This is a genomic window from Amycolatopsis sp. NPDC058986, from assembly GCF_042741125.1.
Lineage (GTDB): Bacteria > Actinomycetota > Actinomycetes > Mycobacteriales > Pseudonocardiaceae > Amycolatopsis.
Genome location: NZ_JBHYJW010000033.1, coordinates 39,586 through 57,013, shown reverse-complemented (window position 1 = coordinate 57,013; position 17,428 = coordinate 39,586). Strand labels below are relative to the sequence as shown.

General features: G+C 69.5%; 15 protein-coding genes. 1 reads left to right on the top strand and 14 read right to left on the bottom strand.

Translation table 11 applies throughout. The annotated features are described in order from the left end of the window. Positions 1–81: 81 nt before the first annotated feature. The 7 genes from ACFW0G_RS26870 to ACFW0G_RS26840 form a co-directional block, all read right to left on the bottom strand. Complete coding sequence (locus tag ACFW0G_RS26870; RefSeq protein WP_378328170.1) at positions 82–921, bottom strand: TIGR03560 family F420-dependent LLM class oxidoreductase; 840 nt, start codon at positions 919–921, stop codon at positions 82–84. A gap of 94 nt (positions 922–1,015) precedes the next feature. Further along, on the bottom strand, positions 1,016–1,474 hold the full coding sequence (locus ACFW0G_RS26865; RefSeq protein ID WP_378328169.1) for a DoxX family protein: 459 nt from the start codon (positions 1,472–1,474) through the stop codon (positions 1,016–1,018). 341 nt (positions 1,475–1,815) lie between these two features. Continuing rightward, a complete protein-coding gene (locus tag ACFW0G_RS26860; protein WP_378328168.1) occupies positions 1,816–3,165 on the bottom strand; it encodes an MFS transporter in 1,350 nt (449 codons plus the stop codon). A gap of 45 nt (positions 3,166–3,210) precedes the next feature. Then, positions 3,211–4,620 carry an aspartate ammonia-lyase gene (locus tag ACFW0G_RS26855; RefSeq protein WP_378328167.1) on the bottom strand — a complete coding sequence of 470 codons (1,410 nt, stop codon included), beginning with the start codon at positions 4,618–4,620 and terminating at the stop codon, positions 3,211–3,213. A gap of 51 nt (positions 4,621–4,671) precedes the next feature. Further along, positions 4,672–5,820: a M20 family metallopeptidase gene (locus ACFW0G_RS26850; RefSeq protein WP_378328166.1), complete on the bottom strand. Its 1,149-nt coding sequence runs from the start codon at positions 5,818–5,820 to the stop codon at positions 4,672–4,674. Continuing rightward, positions 5,817–6,494, bottom strand: coding sequence for a DUF1028 domain-containing protein (locus ACFW0G_RS26845; protein ID WP_378328165.1), 678 nt, complete (start codon positions 6,492–6,494; stop codon positions 5,817–5,819). The genes ACFW0G_RS26850 and ACFW0G_RS26845 overlap by 4 nt, the downstream gene beginning before the upstream one ends. After that, positions 6,491–6,913 carry a RidA family protein gene (locus ACFW0G_RS26840; RefSeq protein ID WP_378328164.1) on the bottom strand — a complete coding sequence of 141 codons (423 nt, stop codon included), beginning with the start codon at positions 6,911–6,913 and terminating at the stop codon, positions 6,491–6,493. Before ACFW0G_RS26840 ends, ACFW0G_RS26845 begins: the two co-directional genes overlap by 4 nt. 255 nt (positions 6,914–7,168) lie before the next feature. Between ACFW0G_RS26840 and ACFW0G_RS26835 the strand changes: the two genes are divergently transcribed. Then, positions 7,169–8,413 carry a flavin-containing monooxygenase gene (locus ACFW0G_RS26835; protein ID WP_378328163.1) on the top strand — a complete coding sequence of 415 codons (1,245 nt, stop codon included), beginning with the start codon at positions 7,169–7,171 and terminating at the stop codon, positions 8,411–8,413. A 2-nt stretch (positions 8,414–8,415) separates the two neighbouring features. Here the strand turns inward: ACFW0G_RS26835 and ACFW0G_RS26830 are convergent, their stop codons facing one another. From ACFW0G_RS26830 to chvE, 7 genes are all read right to left on the bottom strand, one after another. Further along, positions 8,416–9,327 carry a LysR substrate-binding domain-containing protein gene (locus tag ACFW0G_RS26830; RefSeq protein WP_378328162.1) on the bottom strand — a complete coding sequence of 304 codons (912 nt, stop codon included), beginning with the start codon at positions 9,325–9,327 and terminating at the stop codon, positions 8,416–8,418. A 41-nt stretch (positions 9,328–9,368) separates the two neighbouring features. Then, a complete protein-coding gene (locus tag ACFW0G_RS26825; RefSeq protein WP_378328161.1) occupies positions 9,369–10,943 on the bottom strand; it encodes a succinic semialdehyde dehydrogenase in 1,575 nt (524 codons plus the stop codon). A gap of 7 nt (positions 10,944–10,950) precedes the next feature. Continuing rightward, complete coding sequence (locus ACFW0G_RS26820) at positions 10,951–12,579, bottom strand: GMC family oxidoreductase (RefSeq protein ID WP_378328160.1); 1,629 nt, start codon at positions 12,577–12,579, stop codon at positions 10,951–10,953. A gap of 143 nt (positions 12,580–12,722) precedes the next feature. Further along, complete coding sequence (locus tag ACFW0G_RS26815) at positions 12,723–13,466, bottom strand: hypothetical protein (protein ID WP_378328159.1); 744 nt, start codon at positions 13,464–13,466, stop codon at positions 12,723–12,725. Positions 13,467–13,542: 76 nt separating this feature from the next. Beyond that, positions 13,543–14,796: a multiple monosaccharide ABC transporter permease gene (mmsB, locus tag ACFW0G_RS26810; RefSeq protein WP_378328158.1), complete on the bottom strand. Its 1,254-nt coding sequence runs from the start codon at positions 14,794–14,796 to the stop codon at positions 13,543–13,545. Continuing rightward, positions 14,793–16,313, bottom strand: coding sequence for a multiple monosaccharide ABC transporter ATP-binding protein (gene mmsA, locus ACFW0G_RS26805; protein ID WP_378328157.1), 1,521 nt, complete (start codon positions 16,311–16,313; stop codon positions 14,793–14,795). Before mmsA ends, mmsB begins: the two co-directional genes overlap by 4 nt. Then, complete coding sequence (gene chvE / locus ACFW0G_RS26800; protein ID WP_378328156.1) at positions 16,310–17,407, bottom strand: multiple monosaccharide ABC transporter substrate-binding protein; 1,098 nt, start codon at positions 17,405–17,407, stop codon at positions 16,310–16,312. Before chvE ends, mmsA begins: the two co-directional genes overlap by 4 nt. Between the last annotated feature and the right edge of the window lie 21 nt (positions 17,408–17,428).

Below are 17,428 nucleotides of genomic sequence, written 5' to 3'. Positions count from 1 at the left end.
TGGATGTTTGAAATCCGGCACTTCTGGGTAAGGGCGCCGGGCTGCCCGCGAGGCCAGGGCGTTCGCGGGCAGCCCCGGATTTCAGCGCAGCGGTTCGAGGGCCTTCGTCAGCGGCTCCAGCACGGCCGGGGTGTGCGGCGGCGGAAGGTAGATGATCGCCAGGTCGACTCCGGCCTCGCCGAGCGCTTCCGCCTGGGCGGCCACCTTGACGTAGTCCAGGTCCGGCTCGAGGCGCACGTGCGAGGAGAGGGTGATTTCGCCCGGGTCGCGGCCGATGTCCGCGCAGTGGCGGTACAGCACGTCGCGCTTGTGCGCGAACTCCTCGGGCGTGCCGCCGACGAAGTTCCAGTGCTGGGCGTACTTCGCGGTGGTGCGCAGGGTGCGCTTCTCGCCGCTGCCGCCGATGCAGAAGGGCGGGTGCGGCCGCTGCACCCCCTTGGGCTCGCAGCGGGCGTCGGTGAGCTGGTAGTGCTCACCCTGGAACGTGGTGGTCTCCTGGGTCAGCAGGCCGAGCAGGACCGCGCAGGCCTCCTCGAACCGGTCGCTGCGTTCCTTGACGGTGCCCAGTTCCATGCCGTACGCACCGGATTCCTCCTCGTTCCAGCCGGCACCGATGCCGATCTCGAGGCGGCCGCCGGAGACGACGTCGAGCGTGGCGGCCATGTTCGCGAGCAGTGCCGGGTGCCGATAGTGGATCCCGCTGACCAGCGTGCCCAGCCGCAACCGCTTCGTGGCCTGGGCCAGCGCGGTGAGGGTGACCCAGCCTTCCAGGCACGGACCGGTCGGATCGGAGAAGATCGGATAGAAGTGGTCGAAGGTCCACCCCGACTCGAACAGTTCGATCTCGTCGGCGGCCTGCCAGACCGCGAGCATGTCCGCCCAGGCGGTGTTCTGGGGCGAGGTCTTGATGGCGAATCGCATGATTTCGATCGTAAACCTGGAGTTTCTCCAGATCGGTCGCCTCGATGACGCGGGACCCGGCCTGCCCTGCGGACGAGGCAGGCCGGGCCGCGGTTCAGGCTTGCGCGCCCGCTGTGCCGGCGGTCGGCGCGGGCGGCCGGTTTCGCAGGCGGCGCAAAGCGTTTCCGACGGCCCACGGGCCCGGTCCGAGCGCCGCGATGGCCAGGAACGCCCACGCGTAGAGGGCGGACGGTTCACCGCTGTTCTGAATGGGCAGGAGAGCTTTCGCCTGGTGCACGGTGAAATAGGCGTAGGCCATCGACCCGGCGCACACCAGGGCCGAAACCCGGGTGCACAGCCCGAGCGCCACCAACGTTCCGCCGACAAGCTGGATGACGGCCGCCCACCAGCCCGGCCACGCACCCGCCGGCACCGTGCCGCCGTGCGTGCCCATCGCGCCACCGAGCACCCCGAACAGGGACGCGGCTCCGTGGCAGGCGAACAGAAATCCCACCACGACCCGGAAAACCGACTGCACGCTGGGCGCGAATCGCGTACTGAGCTCACTCCTCATGCGGTCCAAAGGTTAACTCTCCTCTCGGCCGGCTCCTCGAACGATCGCGGAACCATAAGCTAAGGAGAGCCTTACCTAACAAACGTTGTGGTGAGGGTCACTCGTGTCGGGACAAGTTTCCGATAAAGGGACGAAAAACCGGGCGAAGGCAGGTAAACGTTCTGTTAAGTGGGTTAACTCGGAGACGACGGGGTCTAGGTTCAATGCCAGGAACCCGGTGGGCGGCTTGGGTTGGTGAGACCGGCAAAGGATCGTAGATCGGACAAGCCGACCAACGGTGCGTCCTTAATGGACGGTTCCGGGGTCTCGGGTGCCACCGCGCGAGTTCCTGGCATCGGGGTTCAGGATTCGGGGCGCTCCTCGGCGAGATCTTCGGCCTGTAGCAACGGATTCCCGGCGGTTTCCCGCAGGGAGAAGGCGGCGATCAGCCCGATCACGGCGGCGGCCATGAGGTACGGGCCGGGGACGAGGGTGCTGCCGGTGGCGGAGATCAGCACGGTCATCAGGTACGGCACGGTTCCGGCGAAGAGGGCGGCGGTGACGTTGTAGGCGATGGACAGGCCGCCCTGGCGGGTGCGGGTCGGGAAGATCTCGGCGGACCACACCGCGTACGTGCCGAGGATCGCGGAGAGCACGATGCCGAGTGCGAGCCCGCCGATCCACGTTCCGGTGAGGCCGGTCCGCATCAGCAGATAGGCCGGGGTCGCGAGGACGAACAACGCGATGCCCGCGCCGAGCAGGACCGGCCGCCTGCCGACGCGGTCGGACAGGCGGCCGAACGCCGGGACGAGGACCAGCCCGACGAGCGAGATGACCGTGGACAGCAGCGCGGCGTTGCCGGAGGAGTGGCCGAGGTAGTCGGTCTCGTAGGTGACCAGATAGGTGAGCACGGCGTAGAACGGGACGTGCATCATCGTCATCAGCCCGGCGGCCTGGAGCAGCTGTTTCTTGTTGTTGCGGAACAGTTCCCGCACCGGGCTGCGCGGCACGTTGTCGGTCGCTTCGAGCGTGCGGTACTCTGGCGTGTCCTCGATCTTGTTGCGGATGACGAAGCCGATGATGCCGAGCGGGGCGGCGATGAGGAACGGGACACGCCAGCCCCACGAGGCGAGCTGCGCGTCCGAGAGACCGACCGACAGCAGGAGGAACACGAACGACCCGGCGAGGAACCCGAGCAGGGAACCGACTTCGAGCCAGCTGACACCGAACCCGCGACGGCGGCGCGGCGCGTACTCGGCGAGGAAGCTCGCGGCGCTGCCGAACTCGCCGCCCGCGGCGAAGCCCTGCAGCAGCCGGAGGAAGACCAGCAGCAGCGGTGCCGCGATCCCGATCGTCGAGTAGCCGGGGAGCAGGCCGATGACGAGGGTGGCGCCGGTCATCGCGAAGATGACGATCGACAGGGTGCGCTTGCGGCCGATCCGGTCGCCGAGTGGTCCGAACACCAGTGCGCCGAGGGGCCGGATCCCGAACGACACCGCGAAGACCCCGAACACGGCGAGGAGGCCGGCGGTGGCGTCGCCCGCGGGGAAGAAGACCGAGGCGATGGTGCTCGCGAGGTAGGCGTAGGCGGCCCAGTCGAACCAGTGCACGAAGACGCCGACCGCGCCCGCGGCCACACTCCGGCGCAGCGTCGCGGGGTCGGCGATCGTTTCGGTGAGTTCCCTGGCGGGAACGGCTTCCCGTGCGGTCATCGGTGGCCTCCTTGGACCGGATCTGGTGAAGACGCTAGGGGACGGTCAGGCGAGTGGTCCGCCGGTGAGCGCCTGGGGCGTGGTCAGCGCGCCGAGCTGCTCGTCGGTCAGCAGCCGTCGCTCCCGCACCAGGTCCAGCGCGGGACGGCCGGTGCGGTGCGCCTCCAGCGCGACGGTCGACGCGGCCTCGTAGCCGAGCGCGGGACTCAGCGCGGTCACCAGGCCGGTGGAGCCGGCGACGATGCCCGCCAGGTGCTCGCGGCGGGCGGTGATCCCGCGGACGCAGTGCTCGGTGAGCACCCCGATCCCGGCGGTGAGGTGGTCGAGGCCCGCGGTGAGGGCACGGGCGATGATCGGCTCGAAGGCGTTGAGCTGCAGTTGCCCGCCTTCCGCGGCGAGGGTGATCGTGACGTCGTTGCCGATGATCTCGAAGGCGATCTGGTTGACGACCTCGGGGATGACGGGGTTGACCTTGCCGGGCATGATCGAGGACCCCGCCTGCCGCGCGGGCAGGGTGATCTCGCCGAGCCCGGCCTGCGGGCCCGACGAGAGCAGCCGCAGATCGTTGCAGATCTTCGAGAGCTTGACCGCGACCCGCTTGAGCACACCGGAAAGCTGGACGAACACGCCGACGTCCTGGGTGGCCTCGATGAGGTCGGGGGCGGAGACGAGTGTCGGGATGCCGGTCAGCCCGCGCAGCCGCGCCACGGCCAGCTCGCGGTAACCGGGGCGGGCGTTGAGGCCGGTGCCGATCGCCGTGCCGCCGAGGTTGAGCTCGTGCAGCAGCAGTCGGGCCTCGGCGAGGCGCTGCTCGTCCTCGCCGAGGGTGGCGGCGAACGCGCCGAACTCCTGGCCGAGGGTCATCGGGACGGCGTCCTGCAGCTGGGTGCGACCCATCTTGAGGATGTCGCCGAACTCGGACGCCTTGGCGGAAAACGCTTTCCGGAGTCCGGCGAGCGCGGCCAGCAGCTCGGCGAGGTGGCTGTCGAGCGCGAGCTTGACCGCGGTGGGGTAGACGTCGTTGGTGCTCTGGCCGAGGTTGACGTCATCGAGCGGGTGGAGCGCGGCGTGGTCTCCGCGCTCGTGGCCGAGCAGCTCCAGGGCGCGGTTGGCGATGACCTCGTTGGCGTTCATGTTCGTCGAGGTGCCGGCGCCGCCCTGGATGAGGTCGACGACGAACTGGTCGTGCAGCAGGCCGTTCCTGATTTCGGTGCAGGCCTTCGCGATGGCGTCGGCTTTGCCGCGGTCGAGAGCACCGACGTCCGCGTTGGCGATGGCCGCGGCCTGTTTGACCGTCGCCAGTGCCACGACCAGGTGCGGCCGGTCGGCGAGGATTTCCCGCGTGATTGGGAAGTTGATGAGCGCGCGGGCGGTGTGGGCGCCGTAGTAGGCGTCCGCGGGCACGCCGATTTCGCCGAGCATGTCGTGCTCGGTCCGCGTCGGGGTGTGGGACATCGTTGTCCTTCCCGGAAGAAGTGGTTACAGGACGGGACGTGCGGGAGCGGGTCAGGGCGTCACGGCCCGGTCCACTCCGGTCCACGCCAGTGCGATCGCGCCGTCGAGCAGGGCTCGCTGCGCGGTGCCGCCGACGCAGTGGGCGGCGAACTCGCGCTGGTGGTTGATCGCGGGCAGGGACCCGATGCCGATGTAGGGGTGGATGGCGGGCACGACCTGCGAGACGTTGCCCATGTCGGTGGAGGCGCGGTTCATGCGGGACGCGGTGCCGTCCGGGGCGAACTCGCGGCCGAGTTCGAGCGCGTTGCCGCGGTAGGCCGCCAACGCCGCCTCGTCCGCGCGGAATTCGGCGTACGGCTTGCTTTCCGGCTCCACGGCCAGCTCGCAGCCGGTGGCCACCGCGCCCGCCTCGAAGGCGCGCAGTACGCGGGGCTCCACTTCGGACAGTTCCGCGAGTGTCTCGGCCCGGACGTACCAGCGGCCCTCGGTGTGCTCGGGGATCGCGTTCGGCGCGTCACCGGCGTGTGTCACGACGCCGTGCACGCGTGCCGACGCCGGGAGCTGCTGGCGGAGCAGGCCGATCGCGACCTGGGCGACGGTGAACGCGTCGGCGGCGTTGATTCCGGCCTCGGGGTAGGCGGCGGCGTGCGCGGACTTGCCGGTGTAGGAGATCTTCGAGTGGCTGACGGCGAACGGCCGGGCCTCGGCGACGTCGACCGGCGCCGGGTGCACCATCATCGCGAGGTCCACGCCGGCGAACGCGCCGCGGTCGAGCAGCTCGATCTTCCCGCCGCCGCCCTCCTCGGCCGGGGTTCCGTAGACCTCGACGGTCAGCCCGGCGTCGTCGGCCACCGCGGCCAGTCCCAGTGCGGCGCCGACCGAACTGGCCGCGATCAGGTTGTGCCCGCAGGCGTGGCCGAGGCCGGGCAGCGCGTCGTACTCGGCGCACAGCGCGATCCGCGTCGGGCCATGGCCGAAGCTCGCGTGGAACGCCGTGTCGAGGCCGAGATACTTCGCCGTGACGGCGAACCCGGCGCGGTCGAGCAGCTCCGGCACCGCCGCGGCGGCGCGGTGTTCCTCCCACGCCGTCTCGGGGTCGGCGTGCAGCCGTTCCGACAGGCGGATCAGCGCGTCGGCGTGCCGGTCGATCTCGGCGCGGGTGGCGTTCTTGAGCGTCGACAGTGTTGTCAGTGTTGTCATCGGTCGTCTCCCGGCACGCCGTAGGAGGGCGCGGTGGCGGGGTCGAGGCCGCGGGTGACGTAGTCGTCGCGCTGGGGGAGCCACACGTCGAGCAGCTCGGCGAGCCGGTCGATGGGGTCGTCCGCCCAGTCCACCCGGAGATCCGTGACCCGCCAGTCCACATCGGACACCACGACGACACCGGCGGAACGGACGGGGCCCTCTTCGCCGCCGGCGGTGAGACCGGCCCGCAGCGCGGTCACGAGCCTCTGCTCCAGTTCGCCGGTGGCGGCGGTGAACGCGTCCACAATGGACTGCGGGATGTGCTTGCCCGCCAGCATGTTGCCCGCCGCCACGACGCCGTCGGCGGCCGCCAAGGCGTGGGTGCCCAAAGTCCGGGATCCGCTGTAGGCGAAGCCGGGGCCGGTGCGGCCGAGCACGGTGAGCTGCCGGTACTCGATGTCGTCCGCGGTGGTGACGTCGGCGAGGGCGCGCTCGGGATCGCCGTGGCAGGCGAGCCGGTCCAGCAGCCGGACGCCGAGCCGCGGGTCCGTGATGTTCTGCGAGGCCGCCGCGCCGACGCCGGGACGCAGGTGTGCGACGCGGGCGACGACGGCGGGGCTCGACGAACTGGCCGCGACACCGAACCGCACGGTGTCCCCGGAGATGTCGCGGGCCACGATCGAAAAGGTCACTTCTCCTCCTCCGGGATCACGGCGATGGCGTCGATCTCGCACAGCCACTCCGGCCGTGCGAGGGCGGACACCACGACGCCGGTCGAGATCGGGTGCACGCCCTTGGTCCACCGCCCGACGACGCGGTACACGGCCTCGCGGTAGCGCGGGTCGATCAGGTAGATGGTGAGCTTGACCAGGTGCTCCATCCGGCTGCCCGCCTCGTCCAGCAGCATGGCGATGTTGGCCATGGCCTGCTCGGCCTGTGCGGCGGCGTCGCCGATCCCGACGGACTCGCTGGTGTCGAGATCCTGCCCGATCTGGCCGCGCACGTAGACCGTGCCGTTGGCGACGACGGCCTGGCAGAGGTCGTTGTCGAGGCTCTGCTCGGGGTAGGTGTCGCGGGTGTTGAACGGGCGGATGCGACGGTGGACAGTCACTGCGTGGCCTTCCCTGGGGCGGTGGTCGGACGTCGCCTCAGCCTGAACTCGGCACCTGCGTTCTGTCCAGTAGATCTTTCAGTACCAATGAATCGGAATTTCCGATGCAATCCTGCATCGGCTGAACAGATCTTGTGTGCCGGAAACATCTGTTGGACACGGGAAGTGGGGGCGGTCAGGATCCGGTGAGACGTACGAAAGCGTGGAGACGCACCGGGACGGGTTCACCCCGCCGGTCCGGAGTGGAGGTCTGGGATGTCGAGCCAAGAGGTGGAGGTTCTCGTCGTGGGCGGGGGCCAGGCCGGTCTGGCGATGAGCGAGCACCTGAGTGACAGCGGCGTGCCGCATCTGGTCGTGGAACGGCACCGGATCGCGGAGCGCTGGCGTTCGGAGCGGTGGGACTCGCTGGTCGCGAACGGTCCGGCCTGGCACGACCGCTTCCCCGGCATGGAGTTCGCCGGGCTGGCACCTGACGCCTTCGCTTCGAAGGATCAGGTGGCGGACTATTTCGAGGCGTACGCGGAGAAGATCGCCGCACCGGTCCGCCCCGGGGTCGAGGTGACGTCCGTCCGGCGGCACGAGGGGCGGCCCGGTTTTCGCGTGGAGACCTCGGACGGGACGATCGACGCCCGCTTCGTCGTCGCGGCGACCGGACCGTTCCAGCGGCCGGTGATTCCGCCGATCGTGCCGGACGGCGCCGACCTCCTGCAGCTCCACTCCAGCGGCTACCGGAACCCGGAGCAGCTGCCCGAGGGAGCGGTGCTGGTGGTCGGCGCGGGTTCGTCCGGGGTGCAGATCGCCGAGGAACTCCGCCGGTCGGGGCGGCAGGTGTACCTCTCCGTCGGCCCGCACGACCGGCCGCCGCGCCGGTATCGCGACCGCGACTTCTGCTGGTGGCTCGGCGTCCTCGGCAAATGGGACGCCGAAACCCCGCCGTCGGGCGCGGAGCACGTCACCATCGCCGTCAGCGGCGCCCGCGGCGGGCACACCGTGGACTTCCGGGCGCTGGCCGGGCTCGGCATCGATCTGGTTGGCCTGACCCGTTCGTACGACAACGGCGTCCTGCGGTTCGCGCCGGACCTCGGGGCGAACATCGCCAGGGGAGACGCGAACTATCTCGCGCTGCTCGACGAGGCCGACGCCTACGTCGCGCGCAACGGACTGGACTTCCCGGAAGAACCGGCCGCGCGCGAGCTGGGGCCGGACCCCGCGTGCGTGACCGACCCGATCCTCGAACTCGATCTCGCCGCCGCCGGGGTCCGCTCGATCGTCTGGGCGACCGGGTTCGCCACGGACTACGGCTGGTTGCGCGTCGACGCGTTCGACGAGAACGGCAAGCCACGACACCGTCGCGGCGTGTCGTCGGAACCGGGCGTGTACTTCCTGGGATTGCCCTGGCTGGCGCGTCGCGGCTCGAGCTTCATCTGGGGTGTGTGGCACGACGCCAAGTTCGTCGCCGACCACATCGCGACGCAGCGCGGGTATCTGAGCCAGGCCTGACTTCAGTTCGCGTAGCGGGTGCGGCACAGCTCCCGGAACTCCTGCGCCCGCCGGGTGAGGCGGACTCCGCGCATCGAGGCGACGACGATGTCCAGCGCCGGGACGTCGTCGGTCAGCGTGAGCGGTACGGCTCGCGCGCCCGAGTAGGTCGTTTCGGCGGGCGGGCGCTGATTGAGGAGCGCGAAGCCGTGGCCGTAGGCGACGAGCGCGCGCACGGTCTCGTAGCCGGTGGTGCGGTGGCGGACCCGCGGCTCCACCCCCGCGTCGCTGAGGACCGACTGCAGATACTCGCGGCTGTGCGGCAGATCGAGCAGCACCATGGGCTCGTCGGCCAGGTCCTGGAGCGACACCTTGCGGCTCTTCCGCCGCGCGAGCCGGTGATCCTCGGCGACGAGGGCGTACGGGGGCGCCGTGCCCACGACCTCGCGGTCGATGTCGTCGCCAAGGTCGTAGCCGTACAGCAGGGCGAGCTCGGTCTCGCCCGAGCGCAGAGCCGAGGTGAGGGCGTTGTGTTCGCCTTCGCGCAGCGACACGTGGACCCGGGGGTGCCGGGCCTCGAACTCGGCCAGCAGGCCGGGCAGCCGGAACGGTGCGAGCGTGGCGAAGCAGCCGACGGTCAGCGTCCCGACCAGCTCGGTGCCGGACTGCCGGGCGGTCTCGACCAGCTCGGCGCCGTGCGCGAGGAAGTCCAGCACCCGCTTGTAGAACGCCTCGCCCGCCGTGGTCAGGCTGAGCCCGCGGGCGTGGTGGCGCAGCAGGAACTGCACGCCCATTTCCTTCTCCAGCTGCGCGATCGCGGTCGACACGGCCGACTGCGACACCATGAGCTCCTTCGAGGCGGCGGTCATGCTCAGATGCCGGGCCGCCGCCTCGAAGTAACGCAGCTGCACGAGGGTGAAGGAAGGCTCGCTCATGGAGACATCCTGCCTCGCGTGCGCTCGCCTCGCCGGGACGGCTAGCGGATGCGCAGCTTCCGCATGAACTTCAGCCCCGAGAGCATGCCCTCGACGTACTTTTCGTAGCTCTGGCCGGGCCGGGGGCTCATGACCTGTTTCTTGAGCACCGCCATGTTCTGCACGTCGGTGTACTTGAGCAGGCCCTGGTCGCCGTGGCGGGCGCCGACGCCGGAACTCTTGACCCCGCCCGACGGCGTCCCCTTCGCGGCGTACGCGGTGGCGAGAATGTCGTTGATGTTGACGTTGCCGGTTTCGAGCCGCGCGGCCACGGCGCGCGCAGCGCCGATGTCCCTGCCCCAGACCGAGGCGTTGAGGCCGTAGTCGGTATCGTTGGCGAGCGCGACGGCTTCGTCGACCGTACGGTATTTGTGCAGCGCGACAACGGGTCCGAAGGTTTCGGTGACGCCGCAGAGCATGTCCTTCGTGACGCCTTCGAGGATCGTCGGCTCGAAGAACGCCGGACCGAGGTCGGGACGGGGCTTGCCGCCACAGAGGACGGTCGCGCCCTTGGCCACCGCGTCGTCCACATGCGACTGGACGCGGCGCATGTGGTCGACGGAGACCAGCGAGCCCATCTCGGGGCCGAAGTCGTAGGCGGCGCGGACGTCGAGCGCTTCGGCCTTGGCCACGAACGCCTTCTTGAACTCGTCGTAGCGGGACTCCGGGAGGTAGATCCGCTCGATGTGCATGCAGATCTGGCCGGTGTTGCCGAACGCGCCGAAGACCGCGCCCTGGGCGGCCTGGCCGATGTCGGCGTCGGGGAGCACGATCATCGGGTTCTTGCCGCCGAGTTCGAGGCAGCAGCCGATGAGATTCCGGCCCGCCCGCTCGCCGATCACCTTGCCGGTGGCGGTGGAGCCGGTGAACATCACGTAGTCGGCGTTGTCGATGAGCGTCGGACCGACGTCGGGGCCCTCACCGCACACCACCTGGAACAGGCCCTTCGGCAGCCCGGCCTCTTCGAGCAGCTGGATGCCGTACAGCGGCGAAAGCGCTGTCTTGTTGTCCGGTTTCAACACGACCGCGTTGCCTGCCATCAAAGCCGGGATGGCGTCGGAAATGCCGGTGGCGAACGGGAAGTTCCACGGCGCGATGATGCCGGCCACGCCCTTGGGCAGCCGGATCTCGGTGGACGTCGTCAGCAGCGGTACCGGCCCGCCGCGCCGGACCGGTGCCAGCAGTTTCGGGGCCCGCCGGAGGTAGTGGCTCATCACCATCGGCGGATCGCAGGACTCCTCGATCGCCATTCGCCGGTTCTTGCCGCTTTCGACCTGGATGAGGTCGGCGACGATCCGCGCGTTGCCGACGAAGAGCGCATGCGCTCGATCGAACACGGCCAGCCGCTGTTTGAGCGGGGTGGCGGCCCATTTCCGCTGGGCCTCGCGCGCGGCCGCGAACGCCTGCTCGATGTCGGCGGGCGCCGACTGCGGCAGCTCGACGAGCGTCTCGCCGGTGTAGACCTCGGTGAGTTTCCAGGGCGGCCCGGACGAACCCGGGACCCTGGCGACGAGCTGCCGCAGGAAGGCGTCGGTCACCGACGCCGGCCGGGTGAGCCCGAGCGGGGTGAGGGTCATGATCCGCTCACTTTCCGGCGAGGACGAGCTGCGCGCCCATCTCGCCGATCATGATGGCGGGCGCGTTGGTGTTGCCGCCGGTGATCGACGGCATGATCGAGGCGTCGCAGACCCGCAGCCCGTCGACACCGCGCACCTTGAGGTCGGGGCCGACGACGGCGAGCTCGTCGACGCCCATCCGGCAGGTGCCGACGCCGTGGTAGACCGACGTCGCGCGGTTCAGGATCGCGTCGCGCAGTGCCTGGCCGCGCAGCTGCGTGCCCGGGTGGAGCTCCTCCTTGATCGCGCCCTTGAACGCCTTCGACGCGAAGATCTCCCGCACCATTTCCGAGCCCTCGGCGAGGACGTCGAGATCGGCAGGGTCGGCGAGGTACTGGAAGTCGATGAGCGGGGACGCCGTGGGATCGGCCGAGGCGAGCCGCAGCGTGCCCCGGCTCTTCGGGTAGATCAGCGTCGTCAGCACGGTGAGCGCGGGCCGCTTGTCGACGGCGTGCCGGATCGGCGCGTCCTGGTTGGGCGACACGTACGCCCACGGCAGCAGGTGCAGCTGCAGGTTCGGGACCGTCTCGGCCTGGGAAGTCTTGAGGAACGCCAGCGCCTCGAAGACCGAGTTCGCCAGGAAGGTGCTGCCGGGCCGGAGCAGCTCACGGGCCAGGCCGCGCGCGAAGTACGGCGCCGTGCCCTTGTTCTTGCAGGAGGAGACCCGGAACGTCAGGGCGTGGAACATGTGGTCGTGCAGGTTGTCGCCGACGGGAAGGTCGGCGAGCACGTCGATGCCGTGTTCTTTCAGGTGCTCGGCGTGGCCGATCCCGGAGAGCATGAGCAGCTGCGGCGAGCCGACGAACCCGGCGGAGAGGATGACCTCCTTGCCCGCGCGGACCGTGCGCTGCCTGCCGTTCGCGTCGACCACCTCGACGCCGACGGCGCGGCCGTTCTCGATGACGACCTTCTTCGCCAGCACGCGGGACTGCACGTCGAGCGTCGCGGGTGCGAGGTCGCGGAGGTAGCCGCGCGAGGCGCTGTAGCGCAGGCCGTCCGCGGCGTTCTGCTGCATCCGGCTGACGCCTTCCTGCGACTCGGCGTTGTAGTCGTCGAGGATGTCGCAGCCGACGGCGTCGGCGGTGGCGTCGAGGAACTGGAGCGTGCCTTCCTGCGGGATCTTGTTGCGGGTGATCCGGATCGGCCCGCCCGCGCCCCGGAAGGCGTTCTCGCCGTCCTCGAAGTCCTCCATCCGCTTGTACGCGGCGTTCACGCTGTCGGCGTCCCAGCCCGTGTTGCCCTCGGCGGCCCAGGAGTCGAAGTTCGCGCGGTTGCCGCGGACGTAGACCATGCCGTTCACCGAGCTGGAGCCGCCGATCACCTTGCCGCGCGGCACCGGCATCCGGCGATCTAGAACGTGTTTCTGCGGGACCGAGTAGTAGCCCCAGTCCACGATCTTCTTGAGCTGGGGCACCGCGTGCATCGGGGCGACCATCCCCGGCTTCGTGACCAGCAGCTGCTCGTCGCTCTTGCCCGCCTCGAGCACTATGACGCTGGCCCCCGACTTCGCCAGCCTGCCCGCGATCGCAGCCCCCGAGCTGCCCGATCCGACGACCACGTAGTCGGCTTCGTCGCCGCGCGGCGCCCTTTTCACCATTTCCGCTCCTCGGTCCGGACCGCAACCCAAAAACTGGAACCTGTTCTAGTTCCGCCCAACCGTATAGCGGTCCAGCCCGATCCGCAACGCCCTGTGCTCTCCCGTCGACGCCGCGCTCACGGCGGCGTGCCCGAAACGGGCGGTTATTCCGCGGTGCCGCCACCTCCGGTCTGCGGCGCGCCCTTCGGCTTCACGATCGGCGTCCGTCCGGCGGGCAGGCCCGAGCCGCTCCCGGGCGTCGTCGTGGCAGGGGAGGCCGGTGGCGTCGTGGTGGGCGGGGTGCCCAGGATGGTGAACTCGAGCACGCCGGGGATCGGGGTGCCCGCGCATCTCAGGGTGGCCTGGTACCGGCCGGGCGTGCTGATCACCGTGGTCTTCCCGCTGAACCGGCCGAAGTTGCCGCCGCTGGTCCACCGCAGCGGGGCGGCGAAACCCGGCGAGGTCGCGGGGCCCAGCGCGCCACCGGGGCAGCCGTTGATGGTGTCCGAGCCGGCCGAGATCTCGCCGCCCGGCTGCACCTCGGCCGGGTACAGGCCCCACGCCGGAGGCTGGTGCGGCAGGACGGTGAACCGGGTGGACAGCTTCCTGCCGTCGCAGGTGGCGGTCGCGGTGTAGACACCCGGCGTGGAGACGGCCGTGCCGTTGCCCCACAGGTTGTTCCGGTCGCCGCCGACGGCGACCAGGGCGACCGGCGCGGTGAAGCCGGGTGAGGAAACGGCCGAGTACCGGTCACAGCCGCCGTGGATGCCGGTGCCGAAAATCCTGCCCGGCCGCACCTCCGTGGGATAGACCTCGAGGGCCGGTGCGCTCGCCGCGGCCGCCACCGGCGCACCCCCGAACACGATCGCCATGGTCGTCAGTGCCGTCGTCGCCGTTCTCCTGGCCATTTCCCGTTCCTCCTCGTCGCGCGCCTGGAATCGATGCCGCATATACGCGCGAGCGAGCTGTCCGGGTTGCCACGGGCTACCGGGCGAGCAGGCGGGACGCCGTCCCCGCACGGCGTTTGGTCCAGATGTCGTAGGCGACGGCGGCGAGCAGGACTGCGCCCTTGACGAGCATGACGCGTTCGCTGGGGGCGCCGATGAGGGACATGCCGTTGTTGATGACCGCCATGATCAGGCCGCCGGTGATGGCACCGACGACCTTGCCGACGCCGCCCTGCACCGCGGCGCCGCCGATGAACGCGGCGGCGATGGCGTCGAGTTCGAAGTTGACGCCCGCGGTCGGGCCCGCCTGGTTGAGCCGTCCGGCGAAGATGATCCCGGCGAGCGCGGCGAGCACGCCCATGTTGACGAAGATCCAGAAGGTCACGGACTTGACCTTGACCCCGGACAGCGTCGCGGCCTGCAGGTTCCCGCCGACGGCGTAGATGTGCCTGCCGAACACGGATTTCCCGGCCACGAGCGAGTAGCCCAGCACGAGCACGGCGAGCAGGACCAGCACCCAGGGCAGGTTCTTGAACCGCGCCAGCTGCACCACGACCGCGAGCACGACGACGGCGGCCGCGGCGATCTTGAGCACGAACATCGGCAGCGGGTCGACCTCCTGCCCGTACCCGAGCCGCGCGGTCCGCTTGCGCCACTGGGTGAGCGCGATCCCGGCGACCACGGCCACGCCCGCGAGCAGGCTGACGAGGTCGGCGCCGCCGAGTGGGCCGAGCCCGATGTTGCCGAGGTAGCCGCCGGTGAACCCGTTGGACAACGTGCGGATCGCGTCCGGGAACGGGCCGATGCCCTGGTTGCCGAGCACGGTCAGGGTCAGCGCGCGGAAGGCGAGCATCCCGGCCAGTGTCACGATGAACGCGGGGATGCCGAAGTAGGCGACCCAGTAGCCCTGCCAGGCGCCGATCAGCGCGCCGACGACCAGGGTGACGAGCACGGCGAGCGGCCAGGGCAGGCCGAGATTCACCGTCAGCACAGCCGAAACCGCGCCGGTCATCGCGACCACCGAGCCCGCGGAGAGGTCGATGTGCCCGGCGATGATCACCAGGATCATCCCGATCGCCAGGATCAGCACGTAGGAGTTCTGGACGATGATGTTGGAGATGTTCTGCGGTTCCAGCAGCGCGCCGCGGGTGATCACCTCGAACAGCACGACGATGAGCGCGAAGGCGACGTAGATTCCGCTCTGCCGCAGGTTGATCGAGATCCGCCGGGGACTGCGCGGCGCGGCCGGAGCGGCGGAGTCCGTGGTCCGCGGGGTGTCGGTGGTGGTCATGGCCGTTCCTTCGTCATGTACCGCATGAGGATTTCCTGGGTGGCGTCGGCGCGGGCGACCTCGCCGGTGATCCGGCCGGCGGACAGCGTGTGGATCCGGTCGCACAGGCCGAGCAGTTCGGGGAGTTCGGAAGAGATGACGAGCACCGCCTTCCCTTGTGCGGCAAGCGCGTTGACGATCGTGTAGATCTCGTACTTCGCGCCGACGTCGATGCCGCGGGTGGGCTCGTCGAGGATGAGCACGTCCGGGTCGGTGAAGATCCACTTGGCCAGCACGACCTTCTGCTGGTTGCCGCCGGACAGCTTGCCGGTGACACTGCGCACGGACGGTGCCTTGATCCGCAGGTCGCGGTGGAACCTCGCGGCGACGTCGTGTTCGGCGTGTTCGTTCACCCAGCCGCGGCGGGCCAGCTTGCGCAGGCCCGCGGCGGCGGTGTTGCGCTGGATGTCGTCGATCAGGTTGAGCCCGTAGCGTTTCCGGTCCTCGGTGGCGTAGGCGATCCCGTGCCGGATGGCGTCGCCGACGGACCGCACGGTGATCTCCCGGCCGTCCTTGACCAGCCGCCCGGAGATGTCCGTGCCGTAGGAGCGGCCGAAGACGCTCATCGCCAGTTCGGTGCGGCCCGCGCCCATGAGCCCGGCGAGCCCGACGATCTCGCCGCGCCGCAGCATCAGGTTGGCGTGGTCGACGACGACCCTGCCGGGCTGGGTGGGGCTGTGCACGGTCCAGTCCTCGATGCGCAGCACCTCGTCGCCGATATCCGGTTCCCGGGGCGGGAAGCGGTGTTCGAGGTCGCGGCCGACCATGCCGGTGATGATGCGTTCCTCGCTGAGCCCGGCCGCGCCGAGCGTTTCGATGGTGCGGCCGTCCCGCAGGATCGTGACGGTGTCGGCGATCGCGGTCACCTCGCCCAGTTTGTGCGAGATGATCACGCAGGTCACCCCGTCGTCACGCAGTTCGCGGAGCAGGCCGAGCAGATGCGCCGAATCGTCGTCGTTGAGCGCGGCGGTCGGCTCGTCGAGGATGAGTAGTCTGACCTCTTTGGACAGTGCCTTGGCGATCTCGACGAGCTGCTGCTTGCCGACGCCGAGATCACGCACCGGCGTCACCGGGTTCTCGTGGAGGCCGACGCGGCGCAGCAGCTCGCCCGCCTCGTGATTGGTGCGATTCCAGTCGACCCAGCCGCGCCGGGCCTGTTCGTTGCCGAGGAAGATGTTCTCGGCGATCGACAGCTGGCCGCAGAGCGCGAGTTCCTGGTGGATGATGACGATCCCGCGCCGCTCACTGTCGCGAATGGACGAAAACGTGCACCGCTCGCCGTCGAAGGAGATCTCGCCGTCGAATGTCCCGTGTGGATGGACGCCGGAGAGCACCTTCATCAGAGTCGACTTCCCGGCGCCGTTCTCGCCGCAGATCGCGTGGATCTCCCCGCGGCGCACGGAAAGCGTGACGTCGGCGAGCGCGGTGACGCCGGGGAAGGTCTTGGTGATCCCGCGCATGCCGAGCAACTCGGTCATTTCAGCTGGCCCGGCGTGTAGTACCCGGAGTCGAGCAGCTCCTTCTGGTAGTTGCTCCTGTCCACGGTGACCGGCTGCAGCAGCTGGGACGGCACGACCTTCTTGCCGTTGTCGTAGTCGGTGGTGTTGTTGACCTCCGGCTTGTTCCCCTTGAGCACGGTGTCGGCCATCTTCACCGTGACCTCGGCGAGCTTGCGGGTGTCCTTGAACACCGTCGAGTACTGCTCCCCGGCGATGATCGACTTGACCGAGGCGACCTCCGCGTCCTGTCCGGTGACCACCGGGTACGGCTGCCCGGCGGTGCCGTAGCCGTTGCTCTTCAGCGCGGACAGGATGCCGATCGACAGCCCGTCGTACGGCGAGAGCACGCCGTGGACCTTGGCGCCGCCGGTGTAGGTCTTGGTGAGCAGGTCCTCCATCCGCCGCTGCGCGGTGGCCGGGTCCCAGCGCAGGATCGCGGTGCGGGCGAAGTCCGTCTGTCCGCTTTTGACGATCAGCTTCCCGCTGTCGATCAACGGTTTGAGCACCGACATCGCGCCGTTGAAGAAGAACGTCGCGTTGTTGTCGTCGGGTGAGCCGCCGAACAGCTCGACGTTGAACGGGCCCTGCCCGTCGCCGAGACCCTTGACCAGGGAGTTCGCCTGCTCGACGCCGACCTTGAAGTTGTCGAACGTGGCGTAGTAGTCGACGTGGGGAGAATTGCGGATGAGCCGGTCGTAGGCGATCACCGGGACCTTGCGGTCGGCGGCCTCCTGCAGCTGGGTGGTGATCGCCGTCCCGTCGATCGAGGCGACGACCAGGAGCTTCGCACCCTTGGTGAGCTGGTTCTCGATCTGGTTGACCTGGGTGGGGATGTCGTTCTCGGCGTACTGCAGATCGACCTGGTAGCCGAGCTTTTCCAGTGATGCCTTGATGTTGTCGCCGTCGTGGATCCAGCGCTCGGAGGACTTGGTCGGCATGGTGACACCGACCAGCCCGCCACCCGCTCCGGCCGCCGCCTGCTGGTCGGCCGTCTTCGTGCTGGACCCGCACGCGGACACGCTCAGCCCCAGTACCGCGATCCCAGCCGCGGCGATGCTTCGAATGAACCTCATTGTTCGTTCTCCTGTCCGAAG